20 protein-coding genes and 2 pseudogenes are annotated in these 17,927 nt (G+C 39.6%); 16 read left to right on the top strand and 6 right to left on the bottom strand.

The features are described 5' to 3' along the window. The 5 genes from BLS46_RS10005 (at window position 1) to BLS46_RS03365 (ending at window position 4,176) form a co-directional block, all read left to right on the top strand. Window positions 1-411, top strand: coding sequence for a hypothetical protein (locus BLS46_RS10005; protein WP_257366943.1), 411 nt, complete (start codon window positions 1-3; stop codon window positions 409-411). 653 nt (window positions 412-1,064) lie between these two features. Further along, on the top strand, window positions 1,065-1,706 hold the full coding sequence (locus BLS46_RS03380; protein WP_093585680.1) for a replication protein: 642 nt from the start codon (window positions 1,065-1,067) through the stop codon (window positions 1,704-1,706). 42 nt (window positions 1,707-1,748) lie between these two features. After that, the gene (locus tag BLS46_RS03375) at window positions 1,749-1,979 is read left to right on the top strand and encodes a DUF3173 family protein (protein WP_070567609.1); all 231 of its coding nucleotides are present in this window, start codon (window positions 1,749-1,751) and stop codon (window positions 1,977-1,979) included. 15 nt (window positions 1,980-1,994) lie between these two features. Beyond that, window positions 1,995-3,194 carry a tyrosine-type recombinase/integrase gene (locus BLS46_RS03370; RefSeq protein ID WP_093585678.1) on the top strand — a complete coding sequence of 400 codons (1,200 nt, stop codon included), beginning with the start codon at window positions 1,995-1,997 and terminating at the stop codon, window positions 3,192-3,194. 415 nt (window positions 3,195-3,609) lie between these two features. Further along, window positions 3,610-4,176, top strand: coding sequence for a hypothetical protein (locus BLS46_RS03365; protein ID WP_093585676.1), 567 nt, complete (start codon window positions 3,610-3,612; stop codon window positions 4,174-4,176). Between the two features lie 21 nt (window positions 4,177-4,197). Here BLS46_RS03365 and BLS46_RS03360 read toward each other — a convergent pair. Beyond that, window positions 4,198-4,518: pseudogene (locus BLS46_RS03360) on the bottom strand (NADP-specific glutamate dehydrogenase); the annotation flags it as partial. On the opposite strand from BLS46_RS03360, the pseudogene BLS46_RS03355 reads away from it, so the two are divergent. The 4 genes and pseudogenes from BLS46_RS03355 to BLS46_RS03340 form a co-directional block, all read left to right on the top strand. Next, window positions 4,499-5,310 (top strand): annotated as a pseudogene (locus BLS46_RS03355) (DUF2268 domain-containing protein); the annotation flags it as partial. The pseudogenes BLS46_RS03360 and BLS46_RS03355 sit on opposite strands and share 20 nt — an antisense overlap. A 62-nt stretch (window positions 5,311-5,372) precedes the next feature. Beyond that, window positions 5,373-5,741 carry an EXLDI protein gene (locus BLS46_RS03350; protein WP_004244102.1) on the top strand — a complete coding sequence of 123 codons (369 nt, stop codon included), beginning with the start codon at window positions 5,373-5,375 and terminating at the stop codon, window positions 5,739-5,741. A 213-nt stretch (window positions 5,742-5,954) separates the two neighbouring features. Beyond that, on the top strand, window positions 5,955-6,959 hold the full coding sequence (locus BLS46_RS03345; protein WP_093585674.1) for an NADP-dependent oxidoreductase: 1,005 nt from the start codon (window positions 5,955-5,957) through the stop codon (window positions 6,957-6,959). Between the two features lie 16 nt (window positions 6,960-6,975). Beyond that, entirely contained in the window at window positions 6,976-7,620 is a 645-nt protein-coding gene (locus BLS46_RS03340; RefSeq protein ID WP_093585672.1) for a TetR/AcrR family transcriptional regulator, read from the top strand. A 96-nt stretch (window positions 7,621-7,716) separates the two neighbouring features. Here BLS46_RS03340 and gdhA read toward each other — a convergent pair whose 3' ends face one another. Continuing rightward, window positions 7,717-9,063, bottom strand: a complete 1,347-nt coding sequence (gene gdhA / locus BLS46_RS03335) for an NADP-specific glutamate dehydrogenase (RefSeq protein ID WP_093585670.1) — start codon at window positions 9,061-9,063, stop codon at window positions 7,717-7,719. A 204-nt stretch (window positions 9,064-9,267) separates the two neighbouring features. Here gdhA and BLS46_RS03330 point away from each other — a divergent pair, with 204 nt between their 5' ends. The 7 genes from BLS46_RS03330 (at window position 9,268) to BLS46_RS03300 (ending at window position 15,762) form a co-directional block, all read left to right on the top strand. Then, on the top strand, window positions 9,268-10,203 hold the full coding sequence (locus BLS46_RS03330; protein ID WP_093585668.1) for a dihydroorotate oxidase: 936 nt from the start codon (window positions 9,268-9,270) through the stop codon (window positions 10,201-10,203). A 32-nt stretch (window positions 10,204-10,235) separates the two neighbouring features. Next, window positions 10,236-11,273, top strand: a complete 1,038-nt coding sequence (gene holA, locus BLS46_RS03325; RefSeq protein ID WP_093585666.1) for a DNA polymerase III subunit delta — start codon at window positions 10,236-10,238, stop codon at window positions 11,271-11,273. A gap of 69 nt (window positions 11,274-11,342) precedes the next feature. Further along, the gene (gene sodA, locus BLS46_RS03320) at window positions 11,343-11,948 is read left to right on the top strand and encodes a superoxide dismutase SodA (RefSeq protein WP_000974728.1); all 606 of its coding nucleotides are present in this window, start codon (window positions 11,343-11,345) and stop codon (window positions 11,946-11,948) included. A gap of 153 nt (window positions 11,949-12,101) precedes the next feature. After that, window positions 12,102-12,632 carry a YutD family protein gene (locus BLS46_RS03315; RefSeq protein WP_093585664.1) on the top strand — a complete coding sequence of 177 codons (531 nt, stop codon included), beginning with the start codon at window positions 12,102-12,104 and terminating at the stop codon, window positions 12,630-12,632. Between the two features lie 20 nt (window positions 12,633-12,652). Next, complete coding sequence (gene rlmN / locus BLS46_RS03310; protein WP_093585662.1) at window positions 12,653-13,738, top strand: dual-specificity RNA methyltransferase RlmN; 1,086 nt, start codon at window positions 12,653-12,655, stop codon at window positions 13,736-13,738. Between the two features lies 1 nt (window position 13,739). Further along, a complete protein-coding gene (locus BLS46_RS03305; protein ID WP_093585660.1) occupies window positions 13,740-14,219 on the top strand; it encodes a VanZ family protein in 480 nt (159 codons plus the stop codon). 1 nt (window position 14,220) lies between these two features. After that, the gene (locus tag BLS46_RS03300) at window positions 14,221-15,762 is read left to right on the top strand and encodes an ABC-F family ATP-binding cassette domain-containing protein (RefSeq protein WP_093585658.1); all 1,542 of its coding nucleotides are present in this window, start codon (window positions 14,221-14,223) and stop codon (window positions 15,760-15,762) included. 56 nt (window positions 15,763-15,818) lie between these two features. On the opposite strand, the gene BLS46_RS03295 is transcribed toward BLS46_RS03300, so the two are convergent. The 4 genes from BLS46_RS03295 to BLS46_RS03280 form a co-directional block, all read right to left on the bottom strand. Continuing rightward, complete coding sequence (locus BLS46_RS03295; RefSeq protein WP_093585656.1) at window positions 15,819-16,622, bottom strand: peptidylprolyl isomerase; 804 nt, start codon at window positions 16,620-16,622, stop codon at window positions 15,819-15,821. 108 nt (window positions 16,623-16,730) lie between these two features. After that, window positions 16,731-17,003, bottom strand: a complete 273-nt coding sequence (locus BLS46_RS09880) for a hypothetical protein (protein WP_257366903.1) — start codon at window positions 17,001-17,003, stop codon at window positions 16,731-16,733. Window positions 17,004-17,079: 76 nt separating this feature from the next. After that, entirely contained in the window at window positions 17,080-17,304 is a 225-nt protein-coding gene (locus BLS46_RS03285; protein ID WP_001041097.1) for a helix-turn-helix transcriptional regulator, read from the bottom strand. A gap of 2 nt (window positions 17,305-17,306) precedes the next feature. Beyond that, a complete protein-coding gene (locus BLS46_RS03280; RefSeq protein ID WP_093585654.1) occupies window positions 17,307-17,903 on the bottom strand; it encodes a hypothetical protein in 597 nt (198 codons plus the stop codon). Window positions 17,904-17,927: the final 24 nt, after the last annotated feature.

Genomic DNA, 17,927 nt, shown 5'->3' with positions numbered 1-17,927 from the left:
ATGATTAAAAACGTTTTCGAGGTCAACAGTAGGGGACACCCTTCCCCTTTCAACATTGACATAAACAGATATTTCGCTTTAATAATCGCAGGCCCATCAGGCTCGGGGAAGAGTACGTTTTTGCGCAGGCTCATAGGATTGATTTCCTTTTATGACGAAACTGCTGAAGCATATTTCATGGATTTTAAAGCTGATGAAGATATGTTTTCAATGACTGGCAATCATGTTGCTAGAGGTTTTGAATGCCTTGAGTTGTTTGAGACTGTTTATAATCGTTTTCAAGCCAGACTTAATAAATCGGAAGAAAAAACTCATAATATTTATCTTATCTTTGACGAGTGGCAGTCATTCCTAGCTTATCTTGAACAAACCGATAAAAAAAATACAAGGAAATACTGTCTAAAATGCTAATGATGAATAGTATGGGTAAAAGTCTAGGTCATAGGTTAATCTTATCCAGTCAGCGGTTCTTATTAGTAGATTTGCCCGGACGATATAACTTTAACTGTGTTATATCCTTGTCTACTAGCTTTCTGCTAGCAGCAAACAACAGGCAACTCCTTTTTCCTGATATGGAAAAAGATGAAGTTGTAGTAAAACCTAGAGGATATGGATATTTTCAGCTAGAGGGAGAATCTGTCAGGATGTTTCGTACGATTCAAGTAAGGGACGAGGAACGGTTAAATCAACGGATGCAGGAGCTATTTTCAAGATATAGCTAGCGTTTTTTCTGCTACACTTGTTAGGTACGACAGTAAGCTTGTTTTGAAGTTGCATCATTGGTATAGTGTCGGTACGACCTCATTAGCAGGAAAATGCCTATTCGCAAGGGCTTGAGGGGTGGAGATTTTTTAAGCGCGTAACGATGCCAACGGCAAGGAGTGAAGCGCTTAAAAAATACTACCCCGTCCCTTGTTGAATTGGCAAGCGTTCTCGGTTCGATGGGGATTCATCGGGCAGGAGAGGCTGGGGTTTGGGGCAAAGCCCCAAGAGAAGATTTATTGGGGTTACTACGACCCCCAATAAATCAATAATCAATAATCAATAATCAAGAAAGAGATAATATGGCTAAAGAAAAACGTTCAAACAAATGGGCTTTTCTCATCTATAAAGAAAGTGCTCCAGAAAATTATCTAGACATTTTAGAAGAGTTACACATTCCATTTGTTCTTAGTCCTTGGCACGATAAGGACATTAACAAAGTAACTGGTGAATTTAAAAAAGCGCACAAGCACGGAGTACTTTTTTTTGAATCGCTAAAAAGTTATACTCAAGTATCAGAGCTTCTTACTGAAAAACTCAATACACCTCCTCATGTTGAAATTGTCATGTCACCAAAAGGTATGTACGATTATTTCATACATGCAGAAAACCCTGAAAAAACTTTATACAGTATAGAGGATATTGAATCAGGTTGTGGATTCGAACTTGATAAGTTCTTGATAGAGCAAAATTCAAATTTATTTCTAGAAACCGTTATCGATGTCATTACCGATAATAATTTTACCGAGTTCGAAGACTTAGTTCACTACGCTAGGAACAAAGATATTTCACTACTTGGATTAATAATTGAACGAACCTACTTTTTTACAAAATTCTTAGATTCAAGACGACACAGACCACAAAATAGGAGTAAAAATAAAACCTCCACCCTTTCAAACACTTTGGCGAGCGATAACGGGGTGAAGGTAAATACAGAAGAATAAGGATATCTCCTGATACCTTTATTATATAGAAAAGAGGTAAATATGACAAGGACAGTTAATCATAAACAATTAATTGAGCTGGGCTTTTCAAAATCAGCTTCAAAACAGATTATCAAAGAAGGAAAGTTAATTGCAGTTAAAAGATTTGAAGAAGCTAGAAATTCTTCAAATAATGTGGTACACTTAAGTAAATCACCTTTTGACAATAGGCGATTAGACTTAGCTCCTACCAGTATTGTAGAGGAACTACTAGGTTTTCAAATTTCACTTTAAGGAGGAATTGAAAACATGTCTAAAAAATATAAAGGTGTATTTAGAGATAGTAAGGGTCGGATTTACTGTCAAACTGAATTTAGGGCTACTGCGACTGGAAAAAGGCAACGATTCAAGCGGTATCGTAATATGTGGGGTAAGCCTTTTCGAAGTGAGAAAGAAGCCTATGACGAGCTATGTAGAGTAAGAGTTGAGTTCTATGACAAATTCGATTATTCGGATTATAATTTGACCTTTGCACAATATATGGAAGATATTTTTCTTCCGTATTACAAACAGACTGTTCAAGATTCTACATATCGAACAGCCATTACTCATTTTCAGCTTTTTATAGAAGTTTTTGGAAAGATAAAACTGCGTGATATTAGACCACGTGACTGCGAAAAGTTTCGCTTGAAATTGATTGCAGATTATTCTCCAAATTATGCAAAATGTGTATGGATAAGGTTTAAGCAGTGTCTCGGATATGCGGAGCGTATGGAATATATTAAAAACTTTCCATGTAAGGCTTTGGATAATCCGAAAGGAAAACGACCGGACACAAAGTTTTGGACTTTTGAAGACTTCAAAAAAGTTCTAGCTACCTTTGATTTGACTAATTACGAGGATTTACACCGTTACACGACGACTTGGTTATATTATATGACTGGCGTGCGAGTGAGTGAGGGTTTTGCTCTTTTGTGGTCTGATTATGATAAGGAAAATAAAAAACTCTTTGTTCATGCGACTATAGAAGCTCTAAAAGGTGGGATTTATAAACGTAAGGAGCAGACAAAGACTGAAGCAGGGGTTAGGTTTGTTGATTTAGATGATGAAACTGTTAAAGTTCTTGAACACTGGCGAGAGGTTCAAATTTCAAATTCTGATGATGATTTTATTCTGTCAAAATTTGGAGAACCTATGGTAAAATCTACTCTGACTAGAATGTTAAAACGGCATGCCAAATTGGCAGGAATTCCTGAAATTACTGGTAAAGGATTAAGGCATAGCCATGATTCCTTTATGATAAATGTCCTTAAAAAAGATGTACTATCCGTTTCTCAGCGCTCTGGACGAGTGGATAAGGCAACTACTCTAAATACTTATTCTCATTTTTACAATGCTAACAAGCAAACAATAGGAAATGAGATAACTGATTTATTGCAAAAGGAGGGGTTGAATTTGACACCCCCACAAACACCCCCACGGGAAAATGTAGAGAAGAAAAACGCTTAATAGCAAGGTTTATGAGTTTTACGCTCACATTACTCTTAAATAATAGAGAAACTACATTAGTAGCTTAAAAACATGATTAAACCGCTATTCTTAGGAGTAGCGGTTTTTCTTTATAATTGAAAAGAGAAAATTTATAAAGTGTCTCCAGTTGTTCCATAAGATTTTCATCATAAAGTTCTGGAGTTTGATTAGAGAACCATGTCAATCAAACTCCAGCGCTCGATAAAGCGATGATGTATCTGTGGAAGGAGATTATGTTTGCTAAGGTATTTTTTGCAGAAATAGTGGTACAATATCCTTAGAATAGTTCAAAATTTATCTTTACTAGGGGAAAGGGAGATTGAACTCCCTGATGCATCCGTCTTAGTATGGGATTAATGTTCTATAAAAAGGAAATGTTATAAAGGTGATATTGATGGAAAGATATGAATTTACAGCGACAACAGCAAAATCAGATGTAATAATTGGTATCCTTTTTCCCATGTTCCTCATGCTTCCTGTATTGGGAATACAGTTGGCTATATTCTATTTAAAACTGAATGATTTTTTTAAATCACAACCTCTTTTTCTTTATACGATAGTATTAGTGTTTTTTGGTATTAGTTTTCTTTTAATTAAAAAAATACAAGGTAGTCTAGTGAAGAATTTTGTCGTAGAATTATCTGGAAGAAATATTAGGATTTGGTGTAATGGAAAGGAGATTGTATCAGGAGAAGTTATTTTCTTTAGGATAAAAAATAAGGAGCCTAAACTGGGAGCGAGAGCCTTAAATGTAGACATAGACACCAAGGGGGATAATATTAAATTTCGAGTTCGATCTAAGGAATATGAAAATTTATCATCTTCTACTTGGAATCCTCTCGGGACAAGCAAACCCTCTGATGTAGAAACGTTATTATCTTTGGGCAAAAAAATAAAAAATGCTATGGAAGAAGAAGTTTTGATAGAAGATGAAGCTTCAAAAAAACCTCGATCGTTTTGATTGAGGTTTTTAGCATATTTCTTAGACAATACCTTGTGCAATCATAGCATTGGCTACATTTTCAAAGGCAGCGATATTTGCTCCTGCAAGGTAGTCAGTACCAAGACCGTAAGTTTCAGCGGTTGTTTTAGCTGTGTTGAAGATGTTTGTCATGATGTCTTTGAGGCGGCCGTCAACTTCTTCACGAGTCCATGAGAGGCGAAGGCTGTTTTGGCTCATTTCAAGGGCAGATACAGCTACACCACCAGCGTTGGCAGCTTTGGCAGGTCCGTAAAGGATTCCGTTTTCTTTGTAAACTTTAATCGCATCAAGGTCGCTCGGCATGTTGGCACCTTCTGATACGAAATACCAAACTCAACATATTCCTCTGAAAGCCAAGTATCTCGGAGGTTTTGATGCTCTATTTCTACTTGGCTTTATGAATCTGTTGCCCGCAACTCTCTCGGAAAAGGATAGACCAGCTATCGACTCTCTGAGCTCTGATCAACTCTGGCAGGACTGCCAGGATACCATCAAAAGGAGTATCGGTCTTTTCGAGCAGGCTGGCTATGATTTAGAGGTTGAGGATTACCATTTTACTATTTTACTGGGCAATCCAGAAAAACCTATGCCACAGCTTAATAAGGGATACAGTGGAGATGGAGGAATTCCAGGATACCTCATGCTTAGTTTGTTGCCGAATGACTATACTTTACCACGTGTGCAAGCCGCGTTGGCTCACGAGTGCAACCACAATGTTCGCTTCCAATTTATCAAATGGAACCAGCAGACGACACTAGCAGACTGGGTAGTCAGTGAAGGATTAGCAGAGTCTTTTGCTGCTGAGCTCTATGGTAAAGAGCTCATCGGATCCTGGGTCACTTCAACTAGTTCCGAGCAGTTAGAAGAGATTAAGCCCATTATCTCAAGTCAGCTTCAGCTAACAGGGATGGCGGAATGGCTCCTTATCTTTACGGTGATGAAATAGCTGAGATTCAAGGTCAAATACCGGTTGGGATGCCCTATGCTGCAGGCTATGCTTATGGCTATCATCTGATACAAGCCTATCTGAAAAAGACTGGCAAGAGCATTATTGAGGCCACAGTAACACCGACAGAAGAAATTTTAGAGGCTACTAAAGATTTTTGGAAATGATACTTTTGCTTGCAAATCTGCCAGAGTCTGATATAATGAAAGTAATTTTTGGAGGTGACTATATGCACTATAAAAGAGTTGAATTAAAAGTCACAAATCAAGGTATCCATGAGCGCAAGATTTTTCAAGGTGTTAAGATTTTCAGTCGTAGCAAGTTATCCAAAGATCGGAAAAGCATTCTAACACAGAAGATTTACCTGACACCGAAGCAAAATATTGTTTACTATCAACGAACAGATATCAATTATGAGCAGAATTGGCAACATCATAAGGACTATTACGAACTAGCTTATGACCAGTTGGACAGAGAGACTGTTTTTAAGGTTTGTCAAGACTTTGACGAACTAAGTCTTTTTCTGGAGAATGAGCTACTGGAGAAGCTAAAAGAAAAGCAGTCAACAGGCAAATTTTTTGAAAAATTAGATATATAAAAATCCGGCTGCTTTTATAAGCAGTCGGATTTCTTTGAGTTATAGTTTGATAATCTTTCATAAGGAAAAATAGATCTATTTTTATCATGAACAGCTAACTTAGTTAGAATTTTTGGAAACAGTATAGTTGACATCTATGGGGAATAAGCATATAATTAAGAAAAATGATTGAGTGCTCACTCATTTTTTTAGATGTGTAAAGGAGTTCATACAATGGTTGCTCAAGCAATACAATATAGTCGTTTCGGTGATGAAGAAGTGTTAGATTTAGTGAACATTAAATCTGATTCTTTGAAAGTGAATCAAGTTAGGGTAGAAGTTTATGCAGTTGGTTTAAATCCTATTGATTATAAAACTTTTGAGGGTGCAAAGCCACTTCGTTTTCTATCTTTTATGACGAAACTAAGGAAGCCAAGTCGTTGGTTTGAGTCGAAATCATCTCTTTTTCCAAGAGGTGTTGGTCGGGATTTTGCTGGAGTTATCACAGAAATCGGTGAAGGAGTAAGTCGGTTTGCAGTAGGGGACAAGGTTTTTGGAACAATGATCAGTGACCCTGGATTGGGAACCAAGAGGGGAGCTTTGGCAACAGAAATTTGTGTCAATGAATCGGAAATCGTATCGAAACCAGATATGATTGATATGATTCACGCAGCTACTATGGGTGTAGCCTCTCTAACTGTGGGTGGTGCTTTTAGAAAAATTGAGTTAAATTCTAAAGATGTTGTAGTTATTTCAGCGGCGACAGGTGGTATTGGAAGTATTGCAGTACAGTATGCAGTTGCTAAGGGTGCAACAGTTATCGGAATTGCAAGTAAGAAAAATTCAGAATATCTCAAGTCCTTAGGTGCTATACCAGTAGCTTACGAAGAGAACATCCAGAATGCTCTTCTATCAGCAAGTGCAAAGCCAATTACAAAATTCTTGGATTGCTATGGAAGTGATTATGTTAAATTGGCTTTCAGTTTGGGATTGAAGGGCACGGCTATTGGAACGCTAGTACCTTCACCATATGTTATGATAAAAGGTGCCCAGTTCACGGGTCCGAGACATTCCACATATTATGATTTGAACACTCTAGCAGAAATGGTCTCAGAAGGGAAGGTTCGGCTGAATATTGATCAGGTTTATGATTTTTCTCTAAAGTCAGTTAGAGAGGCATATCGTAGTCTAAAATTGGGACACACTCGAGGTAAGAAAGTCGTAAAAGTAAGAAAGTAGCAGAGAGGTGCCAGCAATGGAAAGTTTAGAAGAAAAGTATGCTCAGACATTAGAAAATAGCAACCTGAGTTTAAAACAACGTCAAGTATTATTATCAAGTCTAAAGTTATTTTCAGAAATTGGCTTTGAAAATACAACAGCCAGCTTTATTGCTAAGGAGGCTGGAGTTTCAGAAGGGACAGTTTTTAGTTACTTTAAAACTAAGGAAGGCATCTTAGAAGCAATTTTATCGACTTTTCTTAAGCAAGTTATTCCAGATGTGATTGCTGATTTTTCTGAGAAGAAATTTACAGCAAACCAAGAGTCTTTTCCGCTATTTTTAAGAAGCATAGTTCGAGATAGACTAGTTTTTATTCAGGAGAATCAAATGCAAGTTAAAATTCTCTTGAACCGTTCTTTTATTGATGAAACTATTTCTGACCAGTTAGGGAATACCATTGTTCACTCTATCATTAAGCCAATTAGTCCGGTTCTAAATCAGTTTAAAGAAAATGGTGTTATCCGAGATTGGTCAAATGAAAGAATCGTTCGTTATATTTTAGCTTTGAGTCTTTCTTATGCTCTTCCAATGATGTTGAATAATAATGAGGAGCTAGACATAGATGAAGCAGTAAATGAAATTGTTGAATGCCTGTCTTTTGCCTTAGTAGAAGTAACATAAATCTTGATTTTAAGCTTACTATTAAAAATAGTGAGCTTTTTTGAAGCCGACATAAAAATCCCCAATCAGAGCGATTGAGGATTAAGCAAATGAATCTTAAACAATACCTTGTGCAATCATAGCATTGGCTACGTTTTCGAAGGCAGCGATATTTGCTCCTGCAAGGTAGTCAGTACCAAGACCGTAAGTTTCAGCAGTTGTTTTAGCTGTGTTGAAGATGTTTGTCATGATGTCTTTTAGACGTCCATCAACTTCTTCACGGGTCCATGAAAGGCGAAGGCTGTTTTGGCTCATTTCAAGCGCTGATACAGCTACACCACCAGCATTGGCAGCTTTGGCAGGTCCGTAAAGGATTCCGTTTTCTTTGTAAACTTTAATCGCATCAAGGTCGCTCGGCATATTGGCACCTTCTGATACGCAGATAACACCTTGAGCAACCAAACGTTTAGCTGCTTCACCATTGATTTCGTTTTGAGTCGCACATGGAAGAGCAATATCGTAGTTACCAGCGTAAGTCCATACAGAACCTTCATGGTATGTAGCAGTTGGTTTCTCAGCGGCGTACTCAGTCAAACGTGCACGACGGTTATTCTTCACATCTGCTAGAAGGTCGAAGTCGATACCATTTTCATCGATGACATAGCCGTTTGAGTCGGATACTGAGATCACAGTTGCGCCGAGTTCAGTAGCTTTTTGAAGAGCGTATTGGGCTACGTTACCAGAACCTGAAATAACCACTTTTTTACCAGCAAAGCTGTTACCGTTGGCTTTGAGCATTTCTTCAGTATAGTAAACCAAACCGTAACCAGTTGCTTCTGGGCGAATCAAGCTACCACCGAATCCAAGAGGTTTACCAGTCAAGACACCAGCATCAAATTGGTTAAGACGTTTGTATTGTCCGTAAAGGTAACCAATTTCACGTCCTCCAACACCGATATCACCAGCAGGTACGTCAAGAGATGGTCCGATGTATTTTTGCAATTCTGTCATAAAGCTTTGGCAGAAGCGCATCACTTCAGCGTCAGTCTTTCCTTTAGGATCGAAGTCTGATCCCCCTTTACCTCCACCGATTGGAAGGCCAGTCAAGACGTTTTTAAAGATTTGTTCAAATCCGAGGAATTTCAAGATTCCTTGGTTTACAGTTGGGTGGAAACGAAGTCCGCCTTTATATGGTCCAACAGCTGAGTTGAATTGAACACGGTAACCACGGTTAACTTGGACTTTTCCATCACGGTCAACCCAAGGAACACGGAAAGAAATCACGCGCTCAGGTTCAGTGATACGTGCCAAGATGTTTTCTTCGATATACTCAGGGTGTTTTTCAAAGACAGGCTCCAAGGTACTGAAGAATTCTTCAACTGCCTGGAGAAATTCAGCCTCATGCCCATTACGAGCTGTTACAGTTGCAAACACGCTTTGGATATAGTCTTTAGCAGATGTCATATCGTTCTCCTTTTTGTTGTTATATTTTATTACATGAGCCATTATAGCAGAATTTTTTTTGAGTGTAAAGAAAAAACGGAAATTTTCTAAAAATTCTTTCAATTCACAAAACCGAACATTTTATATAGAAATTAGTTTCTCAAAGAGAAAATCTTAAAGTATGGTATAATATTAGAAATAAAAGGAATCTGGAGGATCAGAATCATGGTATCAACGAAAACACAAATAGCTGGCTTTGAGTTTGACAATTGCTTGATGAATGCAGCGGGTGTGGCTTGTATGACGATAGAGGAACTAGAAGGGGTCAAAAACTCAGCGGCAGGCACTTTTGTTACGAAGACTGCGACTTTGGACTTTCGTCAGGGCAATCCTGAACCACGTTATCAGGATGTTCCACTTGGTTCTATCAACTCCATGGGCTTGCCAAATAATGGCTTGGATTATTATCTGGACTATCTTTTGGACTTGCAGGAAAAAGAGCCAAACCGAACTTTCTTTCTATCTTTAGTTGGCATGTCTCCAGAAGAAACACATACCATCTTGAAAAAAGTTCAAGAGAGTGAATTCAAAGGACTGACAGAGCTCAATCTCTCTTGTCCAAATGTTCCAGGAAAACCTCAGATTGCCTATGATTTTGAGACAACAGACCGTATCTTGTCAGAGGTATTTACCTACTTTACCAAACCTCTTGGAATCAAATTGCCACCTTATTTTGATATTGTTCACTTTGACCAAGCGGCAGCTATTTTCAACAAGTACCCGCTTAAGTTTGTTAACTGTGTTAACTCTATCGGGAACGGCCTATATATAGAAGACGAGTCGGTCGTTATTCGTCCTAAGAATGGTTTTGGTGGAATTGGTGGAGAGTATATCAAACCGACTGCTCTTGCTAATGTGCACGCCTTTTACCAACGCTTAAATCCGCAAATCCAAATCATCGGAACGGGTGGTGTTCTAACGGGTCGTGATGCCTTTGAACACATCCTCTGCGGTGCGAGTATGGTGCAAGTAGGGACTACCCTTCACAAAGAAGGCGTCGGTGCTTTTGAACGCATTACCAATGAACTAAAAGCAATCATGGCAGAAAAAGGATACGAAAACCTAGAAGATTTCCGTGGGAAATTGCGCTATATTGATTAAGTTTAATAAAAAATCAGAAGAAAGGAGAGATGATGCTTGCCATTGAAGACAGTCAGAAGTTGACTTTATCAAATCTATCTAGCTTGAATCTATTTACAGGGACAGATCAGGGCCAGTTTGAAGTTATGAAGAGTCAAGTGTTGAAGCAGATTGGTTATGATCCAGCTGATCTCAACTTTGCTTACTTTGATATGAAAGAAGTAGCTTATAAAGACTTAGAGTTGGAGTTGGTCAGTCTCCCTTTCTTTGCGGATGAGAAAATCGTAATATTAGACCATTTTGTCGATATCACAACCGCCAAGAAACGTTTTTTAACAGATGATGAGCTCAAGTCGTTTGAGGCATACCTTGATAACCCTTCGCCAACAACAAAGTTGTTGATTTTTGCAGAAGGAAAGTTAGATAGTAAAAGACGGCTGGTCAAATTGCTCAAACGAGATGCGACTGTATTTGATGCTATTGAACCCAAGGAACAAGAACTCCGCCAGTATTTCCAAAAATGGAGTCAGACAAAAGGTCTGCAGTTTGTGGGGCAATCCTTTGAAAATCTACTTCTCAAATCTGGTTTTCAATTTAGTGAAATCCAGAAAAATCTCCTTTTTTTACAGTCTTATAAGTCAGATGGCATGATAGAGGAGAAGGATATTGTCGAGGCTATTCCAAAGACTTTGCAGGACAATATTTTTGATTTGACTCAGTTTATTTTAGCTAAGAAGATTGACCTGGCCCGTGACTTGGTTAGAGACTTGACCTTGCAAGGGGAGGATGAAATCAAGCTCATAGCTGTCATGTTAGGACAGTTTCGAACCTTTACTCAAGTGAAGATTTTATCAGAGGCTGGTCAGACGGAATCGCAGATTGCAAGCACTTTGGGAACTTACTTGGGGCGCAATCCTAATCCTTATCAAATCAAGTTCGCATTAAGAGATTCGAGAGGGATTTCCTTGGCTTTTCTCAAGCGAGCAATTTCTTATTTGATCGAAACGGACTACCAGATTAAGACAGGTGTCTATGAAAAAGGCTACCTGTTTGAAAAGGCACTCTTGCAGATTGCGACAGAGGCAAATTGAGCAAAAAACTTGAAAAAAGAGGATGATTGCGTTATCATTTTCATATAGAAAGAAAAAGAGGTATTACAGATGGCTATTATCTTACCAGACCTTCCATACGCATATGACGCTTTGGAACCATACATTGATGCAGAAACAATGCACTTGCACCATGACAAACACCACCAAACTTATGTAAACAATGCAAATGCAGCTCTTGAAAAACACCCTGAAATCGGTGAAGACCTTGAAGCTTTGCTTGCTGATGTAGACTCTATCCCAGCTGATATCCGCCAAGCGCTTATCAACAACGGTGGGGGACACTTGAACCACGCTCTTTTCTGGGAATTGATGACTCCTGAAAAGACTGCTCCTTCAGCAGAACTTGCAGCAGCAATCGATGCAACATTTGGTTCATTTGAAGAATTCCAAGCAGCCTTTACAGCAGCAGCTACAACACGCTTCGGTTCAGGTTGGGCATGGTTGGTTGTTAACAAAGAAGGGAAGCTTGAAGTGACTTCTACAGCAAACCAAGACACACCAATCTCAGAAGGTAAAAAACCAATCTTGGGCTTGGACGTTTGGGAACATGCTTACTACGTGAAATACCGCAACGTGCGTCCTGACTACATCAAAGCTTTCTTCTCAGTTATTAACTGGAACAAAGTAGACGAGCTATACGCAGCAGCTAAATAAAAAATAGGAAGGGAAGAGTCATTCTTCTCTTTTTGGTTTATATGGCAGAAGTCTGACAAAATCGTCAGACTTTTTTCATTTTTATGAGAAACGTGCTAACTGCTAGAAATTATGGTAAAATAGAGTGTTAAGTAATCGTGGAAAAGGAAGACTATGCGTAAAGAAATTGCACCTGAATTATACAACTATAACAAGTTTCCTGGCCCAGAATTTCATGTAAATGGGGATAAGGTTGAGACTGAAGGAATTGCTTTTACCTTGGTTGAAAATATCAAGGATGCCTTCGATGTGACAGTCTTTAATCAGCGCTTCTCAGAAGTGTTGACCAAGTTTGATTATGTCGTGGGAGACTGGAGTAATGAACAGCTCCGCCTACGTGGTTTTTACAAAGACGATCGAACAGGGGAAAAAATTGAAAAGATCAGTCGCTTACAGGACTATCTTTTGGAGTACTGTAGTTATGGTTGTGCCTATTTTGTCCTAGAAAACCAAGCACCTAAGCGTGCGTCATTTGACAAGAAAATGCGTAAAAAAGAGGAGGAAAACCTTCCTAGAAGAGGTAAGAAACCTTCGCAAAACAAGAGAAAACCAAATACGGATAAGCGAAATAGACGTCGTCATAAGGACCAAAAGTCTCAGAAAGAGGACAAGGGACAGCGCCATTTTGTCATTCGTCAGAAATAGATAGAGAATAAGGAGAAGAGATGAAACCGTCTATTTATAGTTTAACACGTCGAACCATGCAAGAATGGGTATTAGAACAAGGAGAAAAGAAATTCCGAGCAGATCAAATCTGGGAATGGCTCTACCGTAAACGTGTCCAATCATTTGAAGAAATGACCAACCTTTCCAAGGATTTGATTGCTAAGCTCAATGACCAGTTTGTGGTAAATCCATTGAAACAGCGAATCGTACAAGAGTCAGCTGACGGTACTGTTAAGTATCTTTTTGAGTTGCCAGATGGTATGTTGATTGAGACAGTACTGATGCGTCAACACTATGGGTTGTCAGTCTGTGTAACCACTCAAGTCGGCTGTAATATTGGTTGTACCTTCTGTGCGTCCGGTTTGATTAAGAAGCAACGTGACCTTAATAACGGTGAAATTGTAGCACAGATCATGCTAGTTCAGAAATATTTTGATGAGCGTGGTCAGGATGAGCGTGTCAGTCATATTGTTGTCATGGGAATTGGTGAACCCTTTGATAACTACAACAATGTTTTGAATTTTGTCCGTACCATCAATGATGATAAGGGGATGGCTATCGGTGCTCGTCATATCACGGTTTCAACCTCAGGTTTGGCACACAAAATTCGTGACTTTGCTAATGAAGGCGTACAGGTCAATCTGGCTGTTTCTCTTCACGCACCAAACAATGAATTGCGTTCAAGCATCATGAAGATCAACCGTGCCTTTCCGATTGAAAAGCTCTTTGCAGCTATTGAGTACTATATCGAAACAACCAATCGTCGTGTAACTTTTGAATACATCATGCTCAATGAAGTCAACGATGGTGTAGAACAAGCCTTGGAATTGGCTGAATTGCTCAAAAACATCAAGAAATTGTCATATGTCAACTTGATTCCCTATAACCCAGTTAGTGAACATGACCAATATAGCCGTAGTCCTAAAGAGCGCGTGATGGCCTTCTACGATACCCTCAAGAAAAAAGGGGTCAACTGTGTTGTTCGTCAAGAGCATGGTACAGATATTGATGCAGCTTGTGGACAATTACGCTCCAATACAATGAAACGTGACCGCCAGAAGGCAGTCGCAGCGGTAAATCCATAAAATGACTAAAAAAAGAGAATTAATCTTAAGATTGGGAGTGGCTGTTTACAGCCTATGCATTGTCTGTTTTTGCTTCACTCCCCAGCCTCAACTTCCTACAGGAGTGGAAACTCCAGGTATTCAAACTTTTGGACGCCTGGTTTTTCTTTTAACTCCCTTAAACTCCCTTTGGAATCTGGGTGAAGTGACTAGTTTGGGACAAGTCCTTTGGATCTTTTTGCAGAATATTTTAAATGTCTTCTTGCTCTTCCCCTTGGTTTTTCAACTGATCTATCTCTGTCCGAACTTGCGTCAAACGAAAAAAATCCTCCTTCTCAGCTTTCTACTGAGTCTGGGCATTGAGTGTACGCAGCTGGTCTTAGACTTTTTCTTTGATTTTAATCGCGTTTTTGAGATTGATGATTTGTGGACCAATACCCTGGGAGGCTATCTGGCTTGGCTCCTCTATAAAGGACTGTATAAAAACAAGATAAGGAATTAGAATGAGTATTTTAGAAGTTAAAAATTTGAGTCACGGTTTTGGTGACCGTGCGATTTTTGAAGATGTATCCTTCCGTCTCCTCAAGGGAGAACATATCGGTCTAGTTGGTGCTAACGGTGAAGGGAAATCAACCTTTATGAGCATTGTGACTGGTAAGATGTTACCTGACGAAGGGAAGGTGGAGTGGTCCAAATATGTGACTGCTGGCTATCTGGACCAGCACGCTGTGCTAAAAGAAGGTCAAACCGTTCGCGATGTTTTGCGGACAGCCTTTGATGAGTTGTTTAAAGCAGAAGTTCGTATCAATGACCTCTATATGGAGATGGCAGAAGACGGAGCGGACATCGAGTCGCTTATGGAAGAAGTTGGCGAACTCCAAGACCGTTTGGAGAGTCGTGATTTTTATACCTTAGATGCTAAGATAGATGAAGTTGCGCGTGCTCTCGGTGTCATGGACTATGGTATGGATACGGATGTAACAGCCTTATCAGGTGGACAAAGAACCAAGGTGCTTTTGGCCAAACTCCTCCTTGAAAAACCAGATATTTTGTTGCTGGACGAGCCAACTAACTACTTGGATGCTGAACATATTGACTGGCTCAAACGTTATCTCCAAAACTATGAGAATGCCTTTGTTCTCATCTCCCATGATATTCCATTCCTCAATGATGTGATCAATATCGTCTACCATGTGGAAAATCAACAGTTGACGCGTTACTCTGGTGACTACTACCAGTTCCAAGAAGTCTATGCCATGAAGAAATCTCAGTTGGAAGCAGCCTATGAACGTCAACAGAAAGAGATTGCAGACCTCAAGGATTTCGTGGCTCGAAACAAAGCGCGTGTTGCAACGCGTAATATGGCCATGTCCCGTCAAAAGAAACTCGACAAGATGGATATTATCGAACTGCAAAGTGAGAAGCCAAAACCATCCTTTGATTTCAAAACAGCTCGTACGCCAGGGCGTTTTATCTTCCAAGCCAAGGACTTGCAGATTGGTTATGACCGTCCTCTGACCAAACCCTTAAATCTTACCTTTGAACGCAATCAAAAGGTTGCCATTATTGGGGCCAATGGTATTGGGAAAACAACCCTCTTGAAGTCTCTCTTGGGCATTATTCCGCCAATCGCTGGGGAAGTTGAACGCGGTGACTACCTAGAACTTGGTTACTTTGAACAAGAAGTAGAAGGTGGCAATCGTCAAACACCACTAGAGGCCGTCTGGAATGCCTTTCCTGCCCTTAATCAAGCAGAAGTTCGTGCGGCCCTTGCTCGTTGTGGCTTGACAACCAAACATATCGAAAGTCAAATTCAGGTCTTGTCAGGTGGGGAACAGGCCAAGGTGCGTTTCTGTCTCTTGATGAATCGTGAAAATAACGTCTTAGTGCTGGACGAGCCGACCAACCACTTGGATGTAGATGCCAAGGAAGAACTCAAACGGGCGCTTAAAGAATACAAGGGATCTATCCTTATGGTCTGCCACGAACCAGACTTTTATGAAGGTTGGATGGACCAAATATGGGACTTTAACAAGCTAACTTAAAAATGAGGAAAAAAGAAATACAGTATCGAATGCGGATACTGTATTTTTTAGGTTATTTAGGATTTAAAATCGTAGTCTTTCACCACTTCGATACTATCAATGGTGATAGCAGACGTTGGTTTGTCTTTCTCATCTTTTTCAGCTTTGGCAATCTTGTCAACAACGTCCATGCCCTCGATGACTTGACCAAAGACAGGGTGTTTGCCGTCTAGACTTGGATTTCCACCTTCTTTATAGGCTTCGATGATTTTCTTTGGATACTTGCTGGTAGGGAGTTTAGCTGAAATATCTGTAGAGTTTTGGTTGATGAAGAACTGGCTACCGTTGGTGTTTGGTTGACCAGTGTTAGCCATAGCAAGGGCTCCGCGGATATTGTATAGGTAAGGAGAGATTTCATTTTTGAAACCAGTTCCCTTGTCCTTCGTTTTATCCTTATCATGCCAGATAGATTGGCCACCTGTACCATCTCCCTTAGGATCCCCAGTTTGTACCATAAAGCCATCAATAACACGGTGGAAGGTGATACCGTTATAGTAGCCTTCCTTAGCGTGAGTAAGGAAGTTTTCAACTGCTAGAGGAGCTAGTTTGGGGAAGAGTTTGATGCGAATATCACCCTGACTTGTGTGGAGAATGACTTCGGCTTCATCTTCAGCAACTTCCTTAGAAAGTTGAGGGAAGTTGGCATTTTCATTGGTCAAAGCATCATTCAAATCTTTGGCAGCCTGAGCAGCTGCTTTTGAGCTTTCTTCTGCTGCAAGACTAGAGTCGACATAGTCATCACCACGGAGACCACGTTGGATACTAGTACATCCTGCAAGGGCAATAGATGATAGTAAAAGAAGGGTTGCTAGTTTTTTCATTATTTTCCTCTCAAAAATTCATTTCTATCATTGTACCCTAAAAGGGAGGTGATTTCAAATATTTGTGACAAGGTAGTTTAAGAGGAAGCCGACCAGAAAGTCGCTTGCTTAGAGATTTTTCTTTGGATGACGGTCGATAATGTCCTGGTACTGTTCCAGTATCTGCTCCCCCTTTGGAGTCAATTTGTAACCACGAATTGAAAAGTAACTTGCTAATTCTTCTTCTGAAAAGTTGTCACGAAGGGATTGCTCCAAATATGGAGCCCTCATCTTAGACAGTCCTGTCATTCCCTTGCTTTTCAGAATATTCTTTTTTATGGTGGCATTTAGATGGTCAAGTGAATCAAAAGCTGTCTTAATGACAGCATAACCTTTTTCCACAGAGTTTTTAGATGCTTTGGGGTATCAATATCATAAGTGTACTCAAAGTATTTAGGAAACCAGGTATCGAAAAGAATTATGCTTCCTCTTTCTGTCTGAGTTCAAAGAGGTCTTCTACTTTAAGATTAAAAACTTGAGCAATTTTAAGAGCCATTTCCAGCGAAGGGTTGTAACGGTTATTTTCCAAGTGCAGAATTGTCTCGCGTCGCATGCCGATGAGGTCGGCTAACTCCTGCTGGGTCATGCCTGTGGACTCACGAACAGATTTGAGATTAGTAATAATTTTGCTTTCTTTGGCCATGCTTATCCTCTACGTTCCAAGATAAGATAGACAACCGAAAAGATGCAAATCAAGGCAGCTATGCTAATAAATATCTGTCCCATGTAAAGAGTGAGAGACCCCATATACCCAATGATAACTGCTAGGATCATCAGTGCGCCTAGTATAAAAACAAACATTAAGCTAGCTGTCTTTGCTAAATTAGCATAAAAGCGTTCGTCCGGAGTTTCCTTGACATTTTTTAAAGAGAAAAAACCAAATACAATCACTTCAATAACGAGGCCAATTCCCAAAATCCATTCTTTAATACCAGAACTTTCGCTTGGGGTCGCAACCCAAATCCCTACTGTATAAAAAATGCTTGCTGCAAACAAAAGTATCGTGTAAAGCTTAGCAGACAAGTCAAAAATAATCTTTCCCTTACCTTTCTGACTCTTATGAGGCCATGGTTTCATATGTAGCCAGCTCCAAATAGCTACAATTTGACCTGATACTGAAATACCAGCAATAACTAACTTGGGTCCCCAACTAAGATTAGAACCAAATAAAACAATAAAATCAATAAAGAGAGCTACGGCAATCATTGCAATGAGGCCACGCATTTTTTGACTTTTTTTCATGATAGACTCCTTTTTTGTGTTATA

The organism is Streptococcus sp. NLAE-zl-C503 (assembly GCF_900104285.1).
Lineage (GTDB): Bacteria > Bacillota > Bacilli > Lactobacillales > Streptococcaceae > Streptococcus.
Note: the sequence above shows the minus strand (reverse complement) of the source record. Positions and strands in the feature narration are given on the sequence as shown.

Excerpts from the sequence above, each read along its gene's own strand:
- BLS46_RS03365 (WP_093585676.1), top strand. The coding sequence starts at position 3,610 with ATGGAAAGATATGAATTTACAGCGACAACAGCAAAATCAGATGTAATA.
- BLS46_RS03350 (WP_004244102.1), top strand. The coding sequence starts at position 5,373 with ATGCACTATAAAAGAGTTGAATTAAAAGTCACAAATCAAGGTATCCAT.
- BLS46_RS03345 (WP_093585674.1), top strand. The coding sequence starts at position 5,955 with ATGGTTGCTCAAGCAATACAATATAGTCGTTTCGGTGATGAAGAAGTG.
- sodA (WP_000974728.1), top strand. The coding sequence starts at position 11,343 with ATGGCTATTATCTTACCAGACCTTCCATACGCATATGACGCTTTGGAA.
- BLS46_RS03375 (WP_070567609.1), top strand. The coding sequence starts at position 1,749 with ATGACAAGGACAGTTAATCATAAACAATTAATTGAGCTGGGCTTTTCA.
- BLS46_RS03370 (WP_093585678.1), top strand. The coding sequence starts at position 1,995 with ATGTCTAAAAAATATAAAGGTGTATTTAGAGATAGTAAGGGTCGGATT.
- BLS46_RS03330 (WP_093585668.1), top strand. The coding sequence starts at position 9,268 with ATGGTATCAACGAAAACACAAATAGCTGGCTTTGAGTTTGACAATTGC.
- BLS46_RS03285 (WP_001041097.1), bottom strand. The coding sequence starts at position 17,304 with ATGGCCAAAGAAAGCAAAATTATTACTAATCTCAAATCTGTTCGTGAG.
- holA (WP_093585666.1), top strand. The coding sequence starts at position 10,236 with ATGCTTGCCATTGAAGACAGTCAGAAGTTGACTTTATCAAATCTATCT.
- BLS46_RS03380 (WP_093585680.1), top strand. The coding sequence starts at position 1,065 with ATGGCTAAAGAAAAACGTTCAAACAAATGGGCTTTTCTCATCTATAAA.
- BLS46_RS03305 (WP_093585660.1), top strand. The coding sequence starts at position 13,740 with ATGACTAAAAAAAGAGAATTAATCTTAAGATTGGGAGTGGCTGTTTAC.
- rlmN (WP_093585662.1), top strand. The coding sequence starts at position 12,653 with ATGAAACCGTCTATTTATAGTTTAACACGTCGAACCATGCAAGAATGG.
- BLS46_RS03295 (WP_093585656.1), bottom strand. The coding sequence starts at position 16,622 with ATGAAAAAACTAGCAACCCTTCTTTTACTATCATCTATTGCCCTTGCA.
- BLS46_RS03300 (WP_093585658.1), top strand. The coding sequence starts at position 14,221 with ATGAGTATTTTAGAAGTTAAAAATTTGAGTCACGGTTTTGGTGACCGT.
- BLS46_RS03315 (WP_093585664.1), top strand. The coding sequence starts at position 12,102 with ATGCGTAAAGAAATTGCACCTGAATTATACAACTATAACAAGTTTCCT.
- gdhA (WP_093585670.1), bottom strand. The coding sequence starts at position 9,063 with ATGACATCTGCTAAAGACTATATCCAAAGCGTGTTTGCAACTGTAACA.
- BLS46_RS10005 (WP_257366943.1), top strand. The coding sequence starts at position 1 with ATGATTAAAAACGTTTTCGAGGTCAACAGTAGGGGACACCCTTCCCCT.
- BLS46_RS03280 (WP_093585654.1), bottom strand. The coding sequence starts at position 17,903 with ATGAAAAAAAGTCAAAAAATGCGTGGCCTCATTGCAATGATTGCCGTA.
- BLS46_RS03340 (WP_093585672.1), top strand. The coding sequence starts at position 6,976 with ATGGAAAGTTTAGAAGAAAAGTATGCTCAGACATTAGAAAATAGCAAC.